Raw genomic sequence first — 14,247 nt, forward strand, 5'->3', positions numbered from 1 at the left:
TGGAAGTGAAGAAGTAATGTCCAAGCGAATCGACGTAAGCGGGCTCACCGCCTACTACGGCTCCCACAAGGCCATCGAAGACATCTCGATGAACATCGAGCCGCGCACCGTCACGGCGTTCATCGGCCCCTCCGGCTGCGGCAAGTCGACGTTCCTGCGCACGCTCAACCGCATGCACGAGGTCACCCCCGGCGGCCGCGTCGAGGGCAAGGTCCTCCTCGACGACGAGAACCTCTACGGCGCCGGTATCGACCCCGTGTCGGTGCGCCGTGAGATCGGCATGGTGTTCCAGCGTCCGAACCCCTTCCCCACCATGTCGATCTTCGACAACGTGGCCGCGGGTCTGAAGCTGAACGGCAACTACAAGAAGAGCCAGCTCAACGACATCGTCGAGAAGTCGCTCAAGGGCGCCAACCTCTGGAACGAGGTCAAGGACCGCCTGAACAAGCCGGGCTCCGGCCTCTCCGGCGGTCAGCAGCAGCGTCTGTGCATCGCCCGCGCGATCGCGGTCGAGCCGAAGGTGCTGCTCATGGACGAGCCCTGCTCCGCCCTCGACCCGATCTCCACCCTCGCCATCGAGGACCTGATCGGTGAGCTCAAGGAGCGCTTCACGATCGTCATCGTGACGCACAACATGCAGCAGGCCGCGCGTGTCTCCGACCGCACCGCCTTCTTCAACCTCGCCGCCGTCGGCCAGCCCGGCCGGCTGATCGAGATCGACGACACGGAGCGCATCTTCTCCAACCCGTCGGTCCAGGCGACCGAGGACTACATCTCCGGCCGCTTCGGCTAGGCCGGATCCGACCCCTCGCGGTGCTGCATGGCGGTGCCACCGCGAGGATGCAAGAGGGCCCGCCCCTGGCTCCCGGGGGCGGGCCCGTCTGCGTTGGGGGGCGGCGGCTCGGTGTTCACACCCTGTGGACGGGGAAGGCGACCGGTTCCGCTCCCGACTCCCGCAGCTTGTCCACAGCCTGTTGGACCACCTGGGGTCCGGTCAGTCCCATGGTCCGCGCCAGCCGCCGCCAGGTCACCGCGTCCGGCCGGCCACCGTGGCCGCCCGGGGACGGCCGACCGGGCGCCGGCCGGCCGGCGCAGTCGTGCGCCACCAGGGCGAGGGGCTCGTCCGCGGCGGCGAACCGGACCACCGAGGCCGTGCTCCGGTCCACCCGGGTGATCTCCCCGTCGGGGAAGGTCGCCACGTCCCCCTCGAAGCCCAGCGCCCCGGCGCAGACCAGCGCCAGGGTGTCCGAGCAGTCGTGCACGACAGTCGTGGCGAACTCCCGGGCCACGTCCTCGCCGACCTTCGTCCCCTCGGCCGAGGTCAGCGCGGACACGAACGCCCAGTAGTCGTCGGCCGAGCCGGATCCCACCAGACAGACGGTGAAGTGCCGCAGCGGCGCGAGCAGCGCCTGTACGGCGTCCCCGGCGGGGCCGGGCGGCGGCAACCGCACCCCCGACCCGCAGGAACACCGGAACGGTCCGCCGACGGACACCACCTCGACGACCGGGTCGCCGAGCTCCCGCCGCAGCGCGGCCAGCACGTCGAGGACGGCCGTGGTCGGCAGCTCGTGATCCACCAGCACCAGCTCGACGGGCGCCGCGTAGGCCGCCCGGACCCAGTCCAGGTCCTGCGGGAGCGCGCCGAGCAGAGCGGGGGTGAGGCGTACGACACCTTCCGTGCCGCCGGCCGCCTCCCGTACGAAACCCTCCGTGCCGCCGGCCGCCTCCCGTACGAAACCCTCCGTGCCGCCGGCCGGCTCGCGCACGGCCCGGCCCTCGTCGCCGACGAGCACGACGGTGGAGACCCGCTCCGCCGCGTTCGGCCGCCGGGCCATCGCCGCGGCCACGAAGTCCCCGAGGCCGTTGCCGGCCATGACATGAATCGTTCCTGCCCTCAGACCCACCGAAGCCTCACCGGTCCCGTCGCGGAGCCGCACAGGGCGTACGGCGTCCCGTCGGCATGATCACACCGAAGGACGAGGATGGGGTGCAGGCGGGGGCGGCGGCCGCTGCCGTTACAGGAATACCAGGTCCACGAGGCCGAACGTCGCGGCTGCCACCAGGGCCGCCGCCGGCATCGTGATGAACCAGCCGAGGACGATGTTCTTGGCCACGCCCCAGCGGACCGCGTTCACGCGCTTCGTCGCGCCGACGCCCATGATGGCCGAGGTGATGACGTGGGTCGTGGAGACCGGAGCCTTGAAGAGGTACGCCGTGGTGAACATGATCGAGGCCCCCGTCGCCTCGGCCGCGAAGCCCTGCGGGGGGTCCAGCTCGATGATCTTGCGGCCCAGCGTGCGCATGATGCGCCAGCCGCCCGCGTAGGTGCCGAGGGAGAGCATCACGGCACAGGCGATCTTGACCCAGACCGGAATCGCGTCGCCGTACGTCTCGTGGCCGGAAATCACCAGTGCCATGACGACGACGCCCATCGTCTTCTGGGCGTCCTGGAGACCGTGGCCGAGGGCCATGCCGGCCGCGGAGACGGTCTGGGCGATACGGAAGCCGCGCTTGGCCTTGTGCGGGTTGGCGCGGCGGAAGAGCCACATGATGGCCGTCATGACCAGGTAGCCGAGGACCAGGCCGACGACCGGCGACAGGAACATCGGGATGATGACCTTGTCGACGACACCGTTCCAGAGGACCTCCGTGCCGCCCGCCAGGGCGGCGCCCACCAGACCGCCGAACAGGGCATGGGAGGAGGACGAGGGCAGACCGAAGTACCAGGTGACGAGGTTCCAGACGATCGCGCCGACCAGCGCGGCGAAGAGGATGCCCATGCCCCTCGAGCCCTCGGGCGTCTCGATCAGGCCCTCGCTGACGGTCTTGGCGACCCCGGTGCCGAAGAACGCACCGGCCATGTTCATGACCGCGGCCATGGCGAGAGCCGCCCGCGGGGTGAGCGCACGTGTCGACACGGACGTCGCGATCGCGTTCGCCGAGTCGTGGAAGCCGTTCGTGTACGTGAAGAAGAGCGCGACCAGGATGGTCACGACGAGCGCGAAGGTGTCCATCGACGCCTCAGGACTCCTTGACGGCGATGGTCTCCACCGTGTTCGCCACGTGCTCGAACGCGTCCGCGGCCTCTTCCAGGACGTCCACGATCTGCTTGAGCTTCAGCACCTCGATCGCGTCGTACTTGCCGTTGAAGAGGTGGGCGAGAAGCTTGCGGTGGATCTGGTCGGCCTGGTTCTCCAGACGGTTGACCTCGATCCAGTACTCGGTGAGGTTCTCCATCGTGCGCAGGTTGGGCATCGCCTCGGCGGTCAGGTCGGCGGCCCGCGCCAGCACCTCGATCTGCTGCTCGACGCCCTTCGGCAACTCCTCGACGTTGTAGAGGACGACCAGGTCGACGGCTTCCTCCATGAAGTCCATGATGTCGTCGAGGGAGGACGCGAGGTTGTAGATGTCCTCGCGGTCGAAGGGCGTGATGAACGAGGAGTTCAGCTGGTGGAAGATCGCGTGCGTGGCGTCGTCACCCGCGTGTTCCGCTGCCCGCATACGCTCCGCGATCTCGGCCCGGGCAGACGCGTCCGCCCCGAGCAGTTCCATCAGGAGTTTCGAGCCCGTGACGATGTTGTCCGCGGACGCGGCGAACATGTCGTAGAAGCTCGTCTCCCTGGGGGTCAGACGAAAGCGCACTTGGGGTCCTCGGTATGCATGGGTTTCGGTCAGGCTGATGCTAGGCGCATCATCCGGCCACGGCTAATGGGCCGTCCTCCAGTGTCGCCCATCGGGCAAGGTGATCAGTACGGGGGCGTCCCGAGGGCCCTATACCCAGCAAAGTTCGTTACCATATACCCACCAGGGGTATATGTATCGGCAATGCGGAGGACGCGATGACGACCACCGAGGCCGGCGCCACCAAGCCCTCCGGCAACGGGGCTCCGGCGACCACGCACGGCTACCACAAGCAGAAGGACGAACACCTCAAACGGCTGCGCCGGATCGAGGGCCAGATCCGTGGCCTGCAGCGCATGGTCGACGAGGACACCTACTGCATCGACATACTCACCCAGGTCTCCGCCTCCACCAAGGCCCTGCAGTCGTTCGCCCTGCAACTGCTCGAGGAACACCTGCGGCACTGCGTCGCCGACGCTGCGGTCAAGGGCGGTGCGGAGATCGACGCGAAGGTGGAAGAGGCCACCCAGGCCATCGCCCGGCTGCTGCGGACCTGAACCGGCGGAATCGAACCCGCGGGCCTGAACCGCGGACCTGACCTGCGGACCTGACCTGCGGACCTGGCCGAAGTCAGCCGTCCTCGCGCGCCTCGGCCACGCGCAGCACCTCGTCGATGCTCTCCAGGCTGAGCCGTTCCTCGGCGGCCGACGCCGCGATGATCAGTTCTCCGCACAGCTCGATCTCGGCGAGGGCCACGTGGTCCTGAACTGCCGTACCGCCGACCGGAGCCACGCGCATCACCTCTTCTCTGCCGTCACCGACTTCCTAGAGTAGGGAGCGGTCTACACAACGCGCATGGCACGGACGGGCTAGTTCACAGGTTGTACAGGGCCGATCCCGGACTAGTGCGCTGGCTGGTTTTCGGCGATCCGGCCCGCGTAGATGTCCCGGGAACGCGGCAACTTTACGTCCACCGGAGTGCCGAAGTCGTACAGCAGAGTCGTCGAGGCGACCGCGACCGTGCCCTTGCTGCTGTCGTTGACGAAGCTGAACCGCTGCCGCAGTTTGCGGATACGGCCCTGGTCGTCGAGGTACGCGTCGAACGGAACCTCGGCCGTGGCGAACCCTTTCGCCGCGGCGGCGAGGGCCGGCCGGTTGCCGGCGGAGGCGGCGCGGGCGGCGGCCGCGAGGTCGGCGGTGCCCCGGTAGTGCCGGACCTCGGCCCCGGCGACCTCGGTCTTCCCCAGGTAGGTCGCGGTGCGGGTGCCGAGGAGCAGCTCGGCCGCGGCGAACGGGTCGGTCGCGCCGCCGGTGACCAGGTTGCCGTCGGAGAGGCTCGCGGTCTCCACCCGGACCCATTTGTCGGCGGGTACCCCGGCGCCCCGGTTCTTCATGAACAGCGCGCCCGGGGCGAGGAGTTCGGTGATCGGACGGTGCTCGGGGGTGCCCGCGGGGTCCTGCGGGAGCACGACCGTGAGTTCGCCGAGCTGGTTGCGGTAGTCGTAGCGGCCCTTGCCGCGGATGGTGACCCGGGTGCCGCCGGTCGCCATCTCCATCGACGTCGTCGCCCTCGAGGTGGCCGCGGCACGCAGGGTGTCCGCCGCGCGCTTGAGGACGGCGACCGAGGTGCCGCCGGGGTCGCCGTTGGCGCCCTCCGCCGCGGCGCCGCCGCAGCCGGTTGCGCATGCGCCGAGGCCGACCATGAGCCCTACGGTGACGGCCGTCTTTCCAGCGCGCCTTTGCTGCCGCCGATCCATCGCCTGCCTACCCCCAGCCGGTACGTCCGTCACGGGCCCCCTGTCGTTCCGCTTAACGAGGGGTGGGTGGGGCCGTCACGCATACCGGCCGTTTACCGGGCGTGGGTAACGTTGTCAGGGTGGCGCAGAAAGACGGTTCCGGGCGGGGCGTGCAGGGGCAGCAGCACGATACGAGGCTGGTCGAGCACGGACCGTTCTGTTACGCGCGGTGCACGTGTGGGTGGCGGGGGCCGGCGCGGCGGGCGCGGAGCCTCGCGCGAACGGACGGGACGGGGCATGTGTCCGGGGGCGGCTGAGGTGGGGAGTCGGCCGCGGGCCGAGTGGGGGTTGTTCGCGCCCGCGCGGCGGTAGCCGCATATCGAATACAGTCCCGCGCCCCTACGGGGCGCGATGCAGCGAGGCCAGGAGTTCGTCCACCAGCTCGGCGTCTCTCGGCTGGGTGAGCCGTTGCCGGGCCTCTGTCGGCCGGAGCCACAGGATCCTGTCGACCTCGTGGTTCGGGGTGAAGTGGCCTTCTCCTGCCTCTCCCGCCCAGTAACGGACCTGCTTGGGGCGGTCGTTGGCGTAGTAGAGGGCCGTGGAGAGTTCGCTGCCGACGTGTGCGGTGTAGCCGGTCTCCTCCGCGACCTCGCGCAGGGCGCCCGTGACCGCGTCCTCGCCGCGCTTGAGCTTGCCCTTCGGGTGGGACCAGTCGTCGTACTTGGGGCGGTGGACGAGGCAGACCTCCAGGTCGCCGTCCACCGGTGAGCGGCGCCACAGGACGCAGCCGGCCGCCAGGACCGGGGTGTCGTTCACACCGCCTCCAGCCGCTGCTTCTGCCACGCCTGCTGGAACGCGAACCGGGCCGCCTCCACCTCGTGCCGCTGGTCGGCGTGGAGGACGCCGAGGGCGTAGGCGGTCGCCGGCGCGATGCGCGGGGTGCGGGCCGCGGCCGCGGCGGCCGCGGCCGCTTCGGAGGCGTCGCGGTGCCGGTTCAGGGCCTGGCCCGCCGAGAACAGCCGTACGTCCACGGGCGCGCCCTCGCCGCACAGCACCTCGCGGGCGTAGCGGTGCAGGCGCAGGAGAAGGCGGACCTGGTGCCAGGGGCCGTCCTGGGGGTGCGGGGCCGGGTCCGGGGACAGGCCGTGGACCAGGGCCTCCGCGTTGTAGGGGTGGCCGGCGGTGACCAGCGGGAGGGCCGCGACGGCGTCGGTGAGGCGTTCCTCGGCCGCCGAGGCGAGCGGGCGCAGGTCGGCCGAGGGCGCCGCGGGGGTGAGCGGGACCTCGCTGGCCAGGACCGCGACCTTGTCGGCGACCGCGTGGAACCGGGAGGAGCCGAGCGCCTGGAGGGCGGTGGAGTGGGCCCTGGTACGGGCGAGGGTGAGCTGGCGGTCGAGCAGGGCGCCCGCCTTGGCGGCGCCGACGGTGAGGTTGCCGCGCTCGACCGGGGTCTCCGAAGTGGCCTGGCTCGGCAGGGTCGTCGAGCCGGAGAGCCGGTGGAGTGCCAGCAACAGGCGCTCCAGTCTTGCCTCGTAGGCGTGCTCAAGACCCAAGGTGCCCGACAGCCAGGCCAGTTCGGGGCGGATCTCCTCCGACCAGTCGGCCTCTAGCAGGGGCCGGAAGGTGTGCAGGCTGCCGCTGATGCGCCGGGCCGAGCGGCGCAGCGCGCGGGCCGCGTCGACGGACTCCTCCGCCGCGCTCGCCGTCCCGGTCTCCCGGTGCAGGCGCAGCGCGCGGAGGAACTCGGTGGCCTGGGCGCGCAGGTAGCCCGCGAGGGCGTCCCCGATGGGGGCACCTCCCGCTTGAGCGGAGCCGAGAGTGGGGGACACCCGGGCCGTCGGGTCCGTCGGTTCAAGGTGTTGCTGTGCCACGCCGGCGCCTCCGGGCGTCTATGAGCATCTCCTGGATGTTGCGCAGGGGCTGTCCGTCCGCGTCGGTCGCGTGCCGGGTCCACTCGCCGTCCGCACTCAGGTGCCAGGAGGAGGTGGAGTCGGACATACCGGTTTCGAGGAGCCGGTTGAGCGCGGCCCGGTGGGCCGGGTCGGTGACCCGGACCAAGGCCTCTATCCGGCGGTCGAGGTTGCGGTGCATCATGTCGGCGCTGCCTATCCACACCTCGGGCTCGCCGCCGTTGCCGAAGGCGAAGACCCGGGAGTGTTCCAGGAAGCGGCCGAGGATCGAGCGGACCCGGACGTTCTCCGACAGGCCCGCGACGCCCGGCCGGATCGCGCAGATGCCGCGGACCCAGATGTCGACCGGTACGCCCGCCATGGACGCGCGGTACAGGGCGTCGATGATCGCCTCGTCGACCATCGAGTTGACCTTGATGCGGATGAACGCGGGACGGCCGGCCCGGTGGTGCTGTACTTCCTTGTTGATCCGCGCGATCAGTCCGTCGCGCAGCGACTTGGGTGCCACCAGCAGGCGGCGGTAGGTCTCCCGGCGCGAGTAGCCGGAGAGCCGGTTGAACAGGTCGGACAGGTCCGCGCCGACCTGGGTGTCGGCGGTGAGCAGGCCGAGGTCCTCGTAGAGCCGTGCCGTCTTCGGGTGGTAGTTGCCGGTGCCGACGTGGCTGTAGCGGCGGAGCGTCTCGCCCTCCTGGCGGACCACCAGGGACAGCTTGCAGTGCGTCTTCAGGCCCACCAGGCCGTAGACGACGTGGCAGCCGGCCTCTTCCAGGCGCTTGGCCCACTTGATGTTGGCGTGCTCGTCGAAGCGGGCCTTGATCTCGACCAGGACGAGGACCTGCTTGCCCGCCTCGGCGGCGTCGACGAGCGCGTTGACGATCGGGGAGTCGCCGGAGGTCCGGTACAGGGTCTGCTTGATGGCGAGGACGTCCGGGTCCTCGGCGGCCTGTTCGATGAAGGCCTGCACGGAGGTGGAGAAGCTGTCGTAGGGGTGGTGCAGCAGGACGTCCCGCTCGCGCAGGGCCGCGAAGATGTCGGGCGCGGACGCCGACTCGACCTCGGCGAGGTCGCGGTGGGTGCCCGCGATGAACTTGCGGTACTTCAGCTCCGGCCGGTCCAGCCCGTGGATGCGGAACAGGCCGGTCAGGTCGAGCGGGCCGGGCAGCGGGTAGACCTCGGCCTCGGAGACCTTCAGCTCGCGGACCAGCAGGTCGAGCACCTCGCGGTCGATGGACTCCTCGACCTCCAGGCGCACCGGCGGACCGAAGCGGCGCCGCATGAGCTCCTTCTCCAGGGCCTGGAGCAGGTTCTCGGCGTCGTCCTCCTCGACCTCCAGGTCCTCGTTCCGGGTGAGGCGGAAGGCGTGGTGCTCGACGACCTCCATGCCGGGGAACAGTTCCTCCAGGTGGGCGCCGATGACGTCCTCGATGGGGACGTACCGGCCCGGGCTGCTCTCCAGGAAGCGGGACAGCGACGGCGGCACCTTGACCCGGGCGAAGTGCTTGTGGCCGCTGACCGGGTTGCGTACCACCACGGCCAGGTTCAGGGAGAGGCCGGAGATGTACGGGAAGGGGTGCGCCGGGTCGACCGCCAGCGGGGTCAGGACCGGGAAGATCTGGTGCCGGAAGAGCGTGAAGAGCCGCGCCTGCTCCTTCTCGGTCAGCTCGGCCCAGCGGACCAGGTGGATGCCCTCCTCCGCCAGCGCGGGGGCGATGTCCTCGTGGTAGCAGGCGGCGTGCCGGGCCATCAGCTCACGGGAGCGGGCCCAGATCATCTCCAGCACCTCGCGGGGCTGCAGCCCGGAGGCGGACCGGGTGGCCACGCCCGTCGCTATCCGGCGCTTCAGCCCTGCCACCCGGACCATGAAGAACTCGTCCAGGTTGCTGGCGAAGATCGCCAGGAAGTTCGCCCGCTCCAGCAGTGGCGTGTTCGGGTCCTCGGCGAGTTCGAGCACCCGCTCGTTGAACGCGAGCCAGCTGCGCTCCCGGTCGAGGAAGCGGCCCTGGGGCAGTTGGGGCCCGTCGTACGGTGACTCCTCGTACGCGTCGAGGTCGGCATCGATGTCGGGTTCGAGGTCGGAGACCGCGGCGGCCACGGTGTGCGGGCGGTGCGCGGCGATGGAGCCCACGGAGGGCTGGGCGTGCTGGACCTCGGCTGCCTGGGCGTTCTGCTGACTCATGACCCCATTCTTCCGCGCCCGGGGCGTGACAGGCGCGTCGGAGCGCGCGGTCGGGAGCTGAACGACCCCGTTTCCCGCGGACCCCTGCGGGGGCGGCGAAGGCTCTGGCACGGCGGGCTTCATTGGCTGAGCGTCGCAAGCCAGCCTGAACCAATGGTTACGAAGACATGGCGTATGGGATAGCTGCGAGAGGCTCGCGGACGTCGAAGATCAGGCCGCGGCGCTCTCCGGGATCACGAAAGCGACGTTCCTGTACGACCTTCCCACGGATCCCGTACGCCCTTCCGCCGACGGGGGGACGCACGGGTCCGACGGTCTCTCAGCGGGCCCGGTGGCGCAAGAGGGAGAACGCGCCGACGACGGCCGCCGCGGCAACGGCGAGCACCATGGCGGTGGCCGTGAGGTGGACGGCCCAGAAGCCGTGCAGGGGACCGCGCAGCGGCTGCCATGCCGCGCGCAGATACAGCCTGATCACCAGGGTCACGGCGGCGGCCGCGGCCAGCGCGGGCAGGGTGCGGCGCAGGGCGATCCCGGCCAGCGCGCCGACCGCGAGGCCGAGCAGCAGCAGGGCCGGCAGCAGCGGGCCGCGCGGGATGAAGACGCGGTCCCAGGTCCAGTTGGTGACCAGGGCGCCCCGGTCGGAGGACCACACCCAGCCGAAGGCCAGTGCCAGCAGTCCGCCCCCGGCGAGCAGCGGCAGGGCGGCGGCGATCAGCTTCCCGGCCAGCCAGCGGGCCGGGGAGACCGACTGGGTCCAGGCCAGCTTGGCGGTCCCGGACTCCAGCTCCCGGCCGATCAGCGCGGCGCCCGCCCAGGCGGCGACCGCGACACAGGAGTAGCTGAGGGCCTCGCCGAGGAAGTTGAAGAGGTTGTTGGCATCCGTGAACGCCGAGTAGGTGCAGGTGGGGAGGTTGCCGTCGGCGGAGTAGTGAAAGCCCAGGCAGGCCTGCTCGGCGGGCACCTCGGAGAAGTGCAGCCAGAGCAGCCAGCCCGTCACCAGCAGCCCGAACGCGGTCCAGACGAGCAGTGCCGGGCGGTGCAGCCGGCGCAGGGAACGCTGGGCGGCCGCGGGACCGGGGGCGGCGGACAGGGTGGTCATCAGGCGGTCGTCTTTCCGGTCAGGCGGCGCAGTGCCAGGAAGCAGCCGAGGGTCAGCAGGGCCGCCACGGCGAGGAGCAGGGCGGTGGTGGTCAGCTGGAGCGGCCAGTAGTGCGAGGCCGGATGGTAGTCGCCGGAGGGCACCGCGCCGTTCTTGCTCTCCCGCACCGTCCAGGAGCTGTTGGGGAGGGCGAAGAAGGCCTCTCCGGTGCTGGTCCGCGTCGGCCACAGGCGGGGCATGACCAGCTGGGCGACGGTCCAGATCGCGCCGGTGAGGAGCAGGCCGAGGCCCAGGGCGGGCAGGGTGCGGCGGGACAGCAGGCCCGTCAGCGCGCCCGCCGCCAGGCCGCACAGGGCCAGGGCGACGAGGGTGGGGCCGTTGGTGTGGAAGGTCCAGACGTCGTACCACTGCTTGGCGGTGTCGATGCGGTCGTGGCCCGCGGCCCAGGCCAGATGGTGCAGCCAGACCAGCAGTCCGGTCCCGCCGGCGACGGCCGCGGCCGGAACCGCGAGGCGGACGGTCAGCCAGCGCACGGGGGTGCTGGACTGGGTCCAGGCCAGCCGGGCGGTGCCGGACTCCAGCTCCTTGCCGAACGCGCCGCCCGCCCAGCCGGCCGCCAGGAGGGGCACCGCGGCCACGGTCAGGGTGGCGTAGTTGTACCAGTCCTTGTAGCGCAGGATCGCGTTCTGGTCGTAATCGCACCGCTTCGGCCACTCGGGGCAGCCGTTGTACTGGCGCCAGGCTTCGGCCGCGGCGTCGGTCATGGGGCCGTGCAGGAGGAGGAGCACGACGGTGGCGGCGAGCACCAGGCCCGTCCAGACGTACAGCGCGGGGCGGTGCAGGCGCAGCAGCCAGCGGGTGAGGTGGGCCCGGGTGGCCGGCGCCGGCGCGGGTGCGGTCAGGGTGGTCATACGGTGGCCTCCACCGCGGTCAGGGCCGGGGCCTCGGGGTTGCGGAGATGGGCGAGGACCAGCTCCTCCAGGGAGGGGGAGCCGGTGCTCCAGTCGGCGGGCAGCGGGCCCGCCGGGCGGATCATGGCGCTCAGCCGGCGGCCGGTGGTCCGGGACTCCACCACGGTGTGCGGGGCGAGGTCGGCGTCGGCGGTGGCGCCGACCCGGGTGTGGGCGGCCAGCAGGTCGTCGATCTCGCCGGCCAGCCGGACCCGGCCGCCGCCGATCAGCAGCAGATGGTCGCAGGAGTCCTCCAGTTCGGCGACCACGTGCGAGGACATCGCGATGGTGGTGCCGTGCTGGGCGGCCTCCACCATGAGCAGGCCCATCAGTTCGTGCCGGGCCAGCGGGTCGAGGTCGGCCATCGGCTCGTCCAGGAGCAGCAGTTCGGGCCGCTTGCCGAGCGCGAGGGCGAGCGCGACCCGGGTGCGCTGGCCGCCGGAGAGGGCGCGCACCCGGGACTTCGGGTCCAGGTCGCCGCCGGCCACGACGTGCTCGGCGGCGGCCGCGTCCCAGCGCTCCGGGTTCAGGTCGGCGCCCATCCGGAGCGTCTCGCCGACCGTGAGCTGCGGATACAGCGGCTTGTCCTGGGCGACGTAACCGACCCGGCCGCGGGCCTCGGCCGGGGTGGTGCCGAGGACGGTCAGCTCGCCCTCGGTCGGGCCCAGCAGACCGGCGGCGAGGGCGAGGAGCGTGGACTTGCCCGCCCCGTTGGGGCCTACGACGGCACACACGCGGCCGGCCGGCAGCCGGAAGCCGCACTCGCGCAGCGCCCAGCCCCCGCGCCGGCCGAACCGTTTGCCGAGCGCGGTGGCCGCTATCGCGGTGTCGGTCATGAACTCTCTCCTTGGAAGTGCTTCTCGGGCACGGTGAAGTGCTTCTCCGGTGCGGGGAAGCACTTCTCCAGTACGGCGGTGAAGAGTGCGGCCACGTCGTCCCGGTCCAGGCCGGACTCCCGGGCCCGGACGGCCCAGTCGTCCAGCTCCCCGTGCAGCGGGGACTCGGCCGGGGCGGTGCCCAGGGCGCGTTTCACGAACGTGCCCAGGCCGCGCCGGGCCTCGACCAGGCCTTCCCGTTCCAGTTCCCGGTAGGCCTTGAGGACCGTGTTGGGGTTGATGGCCGTGGCCTCGACCACCTCACGCGCGGTGGGCAGTTTGTCTCCCGGCTGTATGTGGCCGAGCCGGAGCGCCTGCTTGGTCTGCTGGACGATCTGGACGTAGGTGGCGACGCCGGAGCGCCGGTCGATGCGGTACTCGACCACCCGTACAACCACCCTTTCACTAATTGAGTAGTGAAAGGGTGGTGCAAGGGTGGGCCGAAAGTCAATCCCGGAAGATTTCCGGAACGGCCCCGTAGCCCGTGAACCGATCGGCCGGGCTCGTGCGATGAGGAGACGTGAGCGGAACGAGAAGCGACGGGGAGCTGCTGCGGGCCATCGCGGCGGACTCGGACCGGCGCGCCTTCGAGGAGCTGTACCGGCGGTACGCGCCGTGGCTGACCGCGCGGCTGCGCGGCCGGTGTGCCGATCCGGCGGTCGTCGACGACGTCGTACAGGAGACGTTCCTCGCGGTGTGGCGCGGCACGGCCCGCTACCGCGAGGAGGGGGACGCCGCCGGGTGGCTGTGGCGGATCGGGTCGCGGCGGCTGGTCGACGTGCTGCGCGGGGACGGGGCCCGGGGCCGGCTGCGGCAGGCGCTGGCGCGGCTGCGGCACCGGGACGAGGCCTCGGCGGAGGAACGCGTGCTCGCGGGGGTGGAGCACGGGGACCTCGCCGGGGCCCTGGTCCGGCTCTCGCCGGAGCTGCGGGCGGTGCTCCAGGCGACGGTGGTCGACGGGCTGACCACCCGGGAGGCGGCGGTCCTGCTCGGCATTCCGCCGGGGACGGTCAAGACACGGGCGATGCGGGCGCGCAAGCAGTTGCGGGAGGAGTTGGCATGACCTGGCATGTGTCCGAGGAAGAGCTGCGGGCCTACGCGCGCGGCGAGTTGGCGGCGCCGCTGCTGTGGTCGGCCGACACCCACGTCGGCTCCTGCACCGAGTGCCGTGCGGTGCTCGCGGCGGTCTCCGACCCGGTCGCGCTGGACGCCGGCTGGGACCGCCTGGACGCCGAACTGGACGCGCCCCGGCCGGTATGGGGCGAACGGCTGCTGATGCGGCTGGGCGTCGGCGAGCACACCGCGCGGCTGCTCACCGCGACCCCGGTGCTGCGCCGCTCCTGGCTGGCGTCGGTCGCGTTCGTGCTGGCGGCGACGGTCACCGTGGTGCGCCTGGTGGACGCCCCGGCCCTGTTCCTGGCGCTGGCCCCGCTCCTTCCGCTGGCCGCGGTGGCGCTGTCGTACGGCCCGACACTCGACCCGACGTACGAGATCGCCGCGGTCGCCCCGACGCACGGCTTCCGGCTGCTGATGATCCGTACGGTGGCCGCGCTGGCCGCCTCGCTGGGCCTCAACTGCCTTGCCGCGCTGGCCCTGCCCGGGTTCGGCCTGCTCGCCTTCGGCTGGCTGCTGCCCGCCCTCGCGCTCACCGCGGCCGGCCTCGCGCTCTCCGCGCGGCTGGGCCCGCTGCTCGGCCCCGGCCTGGTCGGCGGCGCCTGGACGCTGCTGATGGTGACGGCCGCGCGGCACCCGGCGGACACGCCGGCCGCGTTCACGGCGGCGGGCCAGTCGGTGGCCGCTGTGCTGGCCGCGCTGGCGATCTTCCTGCTGCACCGGGCGCGGGACCGCTTCGACGCCAAGCCCTACTGATCTGGAGTCTC

General features: G+C 71.6%; 16 protein-coding genes. 4 read left to right on the plus strand and 12 right to left on the minus strand.

Annotated elements, in window-relative coordinates:
* The first annotated feature begins 16 nt into the window (after window positions 1–16).
* Window positions 17–793: a phosphate ABC transporter ATP-binding protein PstB gene (gene pstB / locus ACWDGI_RS23740; protein ID WP_351708834.1), complete on the plus strand. Its 777-nt coding sequence runs from the start codon at window positions 17–19 to the stop codon at window positions 791–793.
* 115 nt (window positions 794–908) lie between these two features.
* On the opposite strand, the gene ACWDGI_RS23745 is transcribed toward pstB, so the two are convergent.
* The 3 genes from ACWDGI_RS23745 to ACWDGI_RS23755 all read right to left on the minus strand — a co-directional run bounded on the left by ACWDGI_RS23745 (window position 909) and on the right by ACWDGI_RS23755 (window position 3,642).
* Window positions 909–1,874, minus strand: coding sequence for a hypothetical protein (locus tag ACWDGI_RS23745; RefSeq protein ID WP_450762054.1), 966 nt, complete (start codon window positions 1,872–1,874; stop codon window positions 909–911).
* A 141-nt stretch (window positions 1,875–2,015) separates the two neighbouring features.
* Window positions 2,016–3,014, minus strand: a complete 999-nt coding sequence (locus tag ACWDGI_RS23750; RefSeq protein WP_450762056.1) for an anion permease — start codon at window positions 3,012–3,014, stop codon at window positions 2,016–2,018.
* Between the two features lie 7 nt (window positions 3,015–3,021).
* The gene (locus tag ACWDGI_RS23755) at window positions 3,022–3,642 is read right to left on the minus strand and encodes a DUF47 domain-containing protein (protein WP_450762058.1); all 621 of its coding nucleotides are present in this window, start codon (window positions 3,640–3,642) and stop codon (window positions 3,022–3,024) included.
* A 197-nt stretch (window positions 3,643–3,839) separates the two neighbouring features.
* Between ACWDGI_RS23755 and ACWDGI_RS23760 the strand changes: the two genes are divergently transcribed.
* Window positions 3,840–4,178: a metal-sensitive transcriptional regulator gene (locus ACWDGI_RS23760; protein WP_351747096.1), complete on the plus strand. Its 339-nt coding sequence runs from the start codon at window positions 3,840–3,842 to the stop codon at window positions 4,176–4,178.
* Window positions 4,179–4,251: 73 nt separating this feature from the next.
* Here ACWDGI_RS23760 and ACWDGI_RS23765 read toward each other — a convergent pair whose 3' ends face one another.
* From ACWDGI_RS23765 to ACWDGI_RS23805, 9 genes are all read right to left on the minus strand, one after another.
* A complete protein-coding gene (locus ACWDGI_RS23765) occupies window positions 4,252–4,419 on the minus strand; it encodes a hypothetical protein (protein WP_450762061.1) in 168 nt (55 codons plus the stop codon).
* Window positions 4,420–4,523: 104 nt separating this feature from the next.
* A complete protein-coding gene (locus tag ACWDGI_RS23770) occupies window positions 4,524–5,378 on the minus strand; it encodes a hypothetical protein (protein WP_450762065.1) in 855 nt (284 codons plus the stop codon).
* A 378-nt stretch (window positions 5,379–5,756) separates the two neighbouring features.
* Window positions 5,757–6,173, minus strand: coding sequence for an NUDIX hydrolase (locus tag ACWDGI_RS23775; protein ID WP_450762067.1), 417 nt, complete (start codon window positions 6,171–6,173; stop codon window positions 5,757–5,759).
* Window positions 6,170–7,228 carry a CHAD domain-containing protein gene (locus tag ACWDGI_RS23780; RefSeq protein WP_450762069.1) on the minus strand — a complete coding sequence of 353 codons (1,059 nt, stop codon included), beginning with the start codon at window positions 7,226–7,228 and terminating at the stop codon, window positions 6,170–6,172. The genes ACWDGI_RS23775 and ACWDGI_RS23780 overlap by 4 nt, the downstream gene beginning before the upstream one ends.
* Window positions 7,209–9,566 (minus strand): RNA degradosome polyphosphate kinase, encoded by a 2,358-nt coding sequence (locus ACWDGI_RS23785; RefSeq protein WP_450762071.1) that lies wholly within the window; start codon window positions 9,564–9,566, stop codon window positions 7,209–7,211. Before ACWDGI_RS23785 ends, ACWDGI_RS23780 begins: the two co-directional genes overlap by 20 nt.
* Before the next feature lie 196 nt (window positions 9,567–9,762).
* Window positions 9,763–10,542 carry a hypothetical protein gene (locus ACWDGI_RS23790; RefSeq protein WP_450762073.1) on the minus strand — a complete coding sequence of 260 codons (780 nt, stop codon included), beginning with the start codon at window positions 10,540–10,542 and terminating at the stop codon, window positions 9,763–9,765.
* On the minus strand, window positions 10,542–11,453 hold the full coding sequence (locus ACWDGI_RS23795; RefSeq protein ID WP_450762075.1) for an ABC transporter permease: 912 nt from the start codon (window positions 11,451–11,453) through the stop codon (window positions 10,542–10,544). The genes ACWDGI_RS23790 and ACWDGI_RS23795 overlap by 1 nt, the downstream gene beginning before the upstream one ends.
* Complete coding sequence (locus ACWDGI_RS23800; protein ID WP_450762077.1) at window positions 11,450–12,328, minus strand: ABC transporter ATP-binding protein; 879 nt, start codon at window positions 12,326–12,328, stop codon at window positions 11,450–11,452. Before ACWDGI_RS23800 ends, ACWDGI_RS23795 begins: the two co-directional genes overlap by 4 nt.
* Window positions 12,325–12,753, minus strand: coding sequence for a GntR family transcriptional regulator (locus ACWDGI_RS23805; RefSeq protein ID WP_450762079.1), 429 nt, complete (start codon window positions 12,751–12,753; stop codon window positions 12,325–12,327). The genes ACWDGI_RS23800 and ACWDGI_RS23805 overlap by 4 nt, the downstream gene beginning before the upstream one ends.
* Before the next feature lie 134 nt (window positions 12,754–12,887).
* Between ACWDGI_RS23805 and ACWDGI_RS23810 the strand changes: the two genes are divergently transcribed.
* Window positions 12,888–13,430: an RNA polymerase sigma factor gene (locus ACWDGI_RS23810; protein WP_450762081.1), complete on the plus strand. Its 543-nt coding sequence runs from the start codon at window positions 12,888–12,890 to the stop codon at window positions 13,428–13,430.
* Window positions 13,427–14,236 carry a zf-HC2 domain-containing protein gene (locus ACWDGI_RS23815; RefSeq protein WP_450762082.1) on the plus strand — a complete coding sequence of 270 codons (810 nt, stop codon included), beginning with the start codon at window positions 13,427–13,429 and terminating at the stop codon, window positions 14,234–14,236. The genes ACWDGI_RS23810 and ACWDGI_RS23815 overlap by 4 nt, the downstream gene beginning before the upstream one ends.
* Window positions 14,237–14,247: the final 11 nt, after the last annotated feature.

The organism is Streptomyces sp. NPDC001220 (assembly GCF_053597895.1).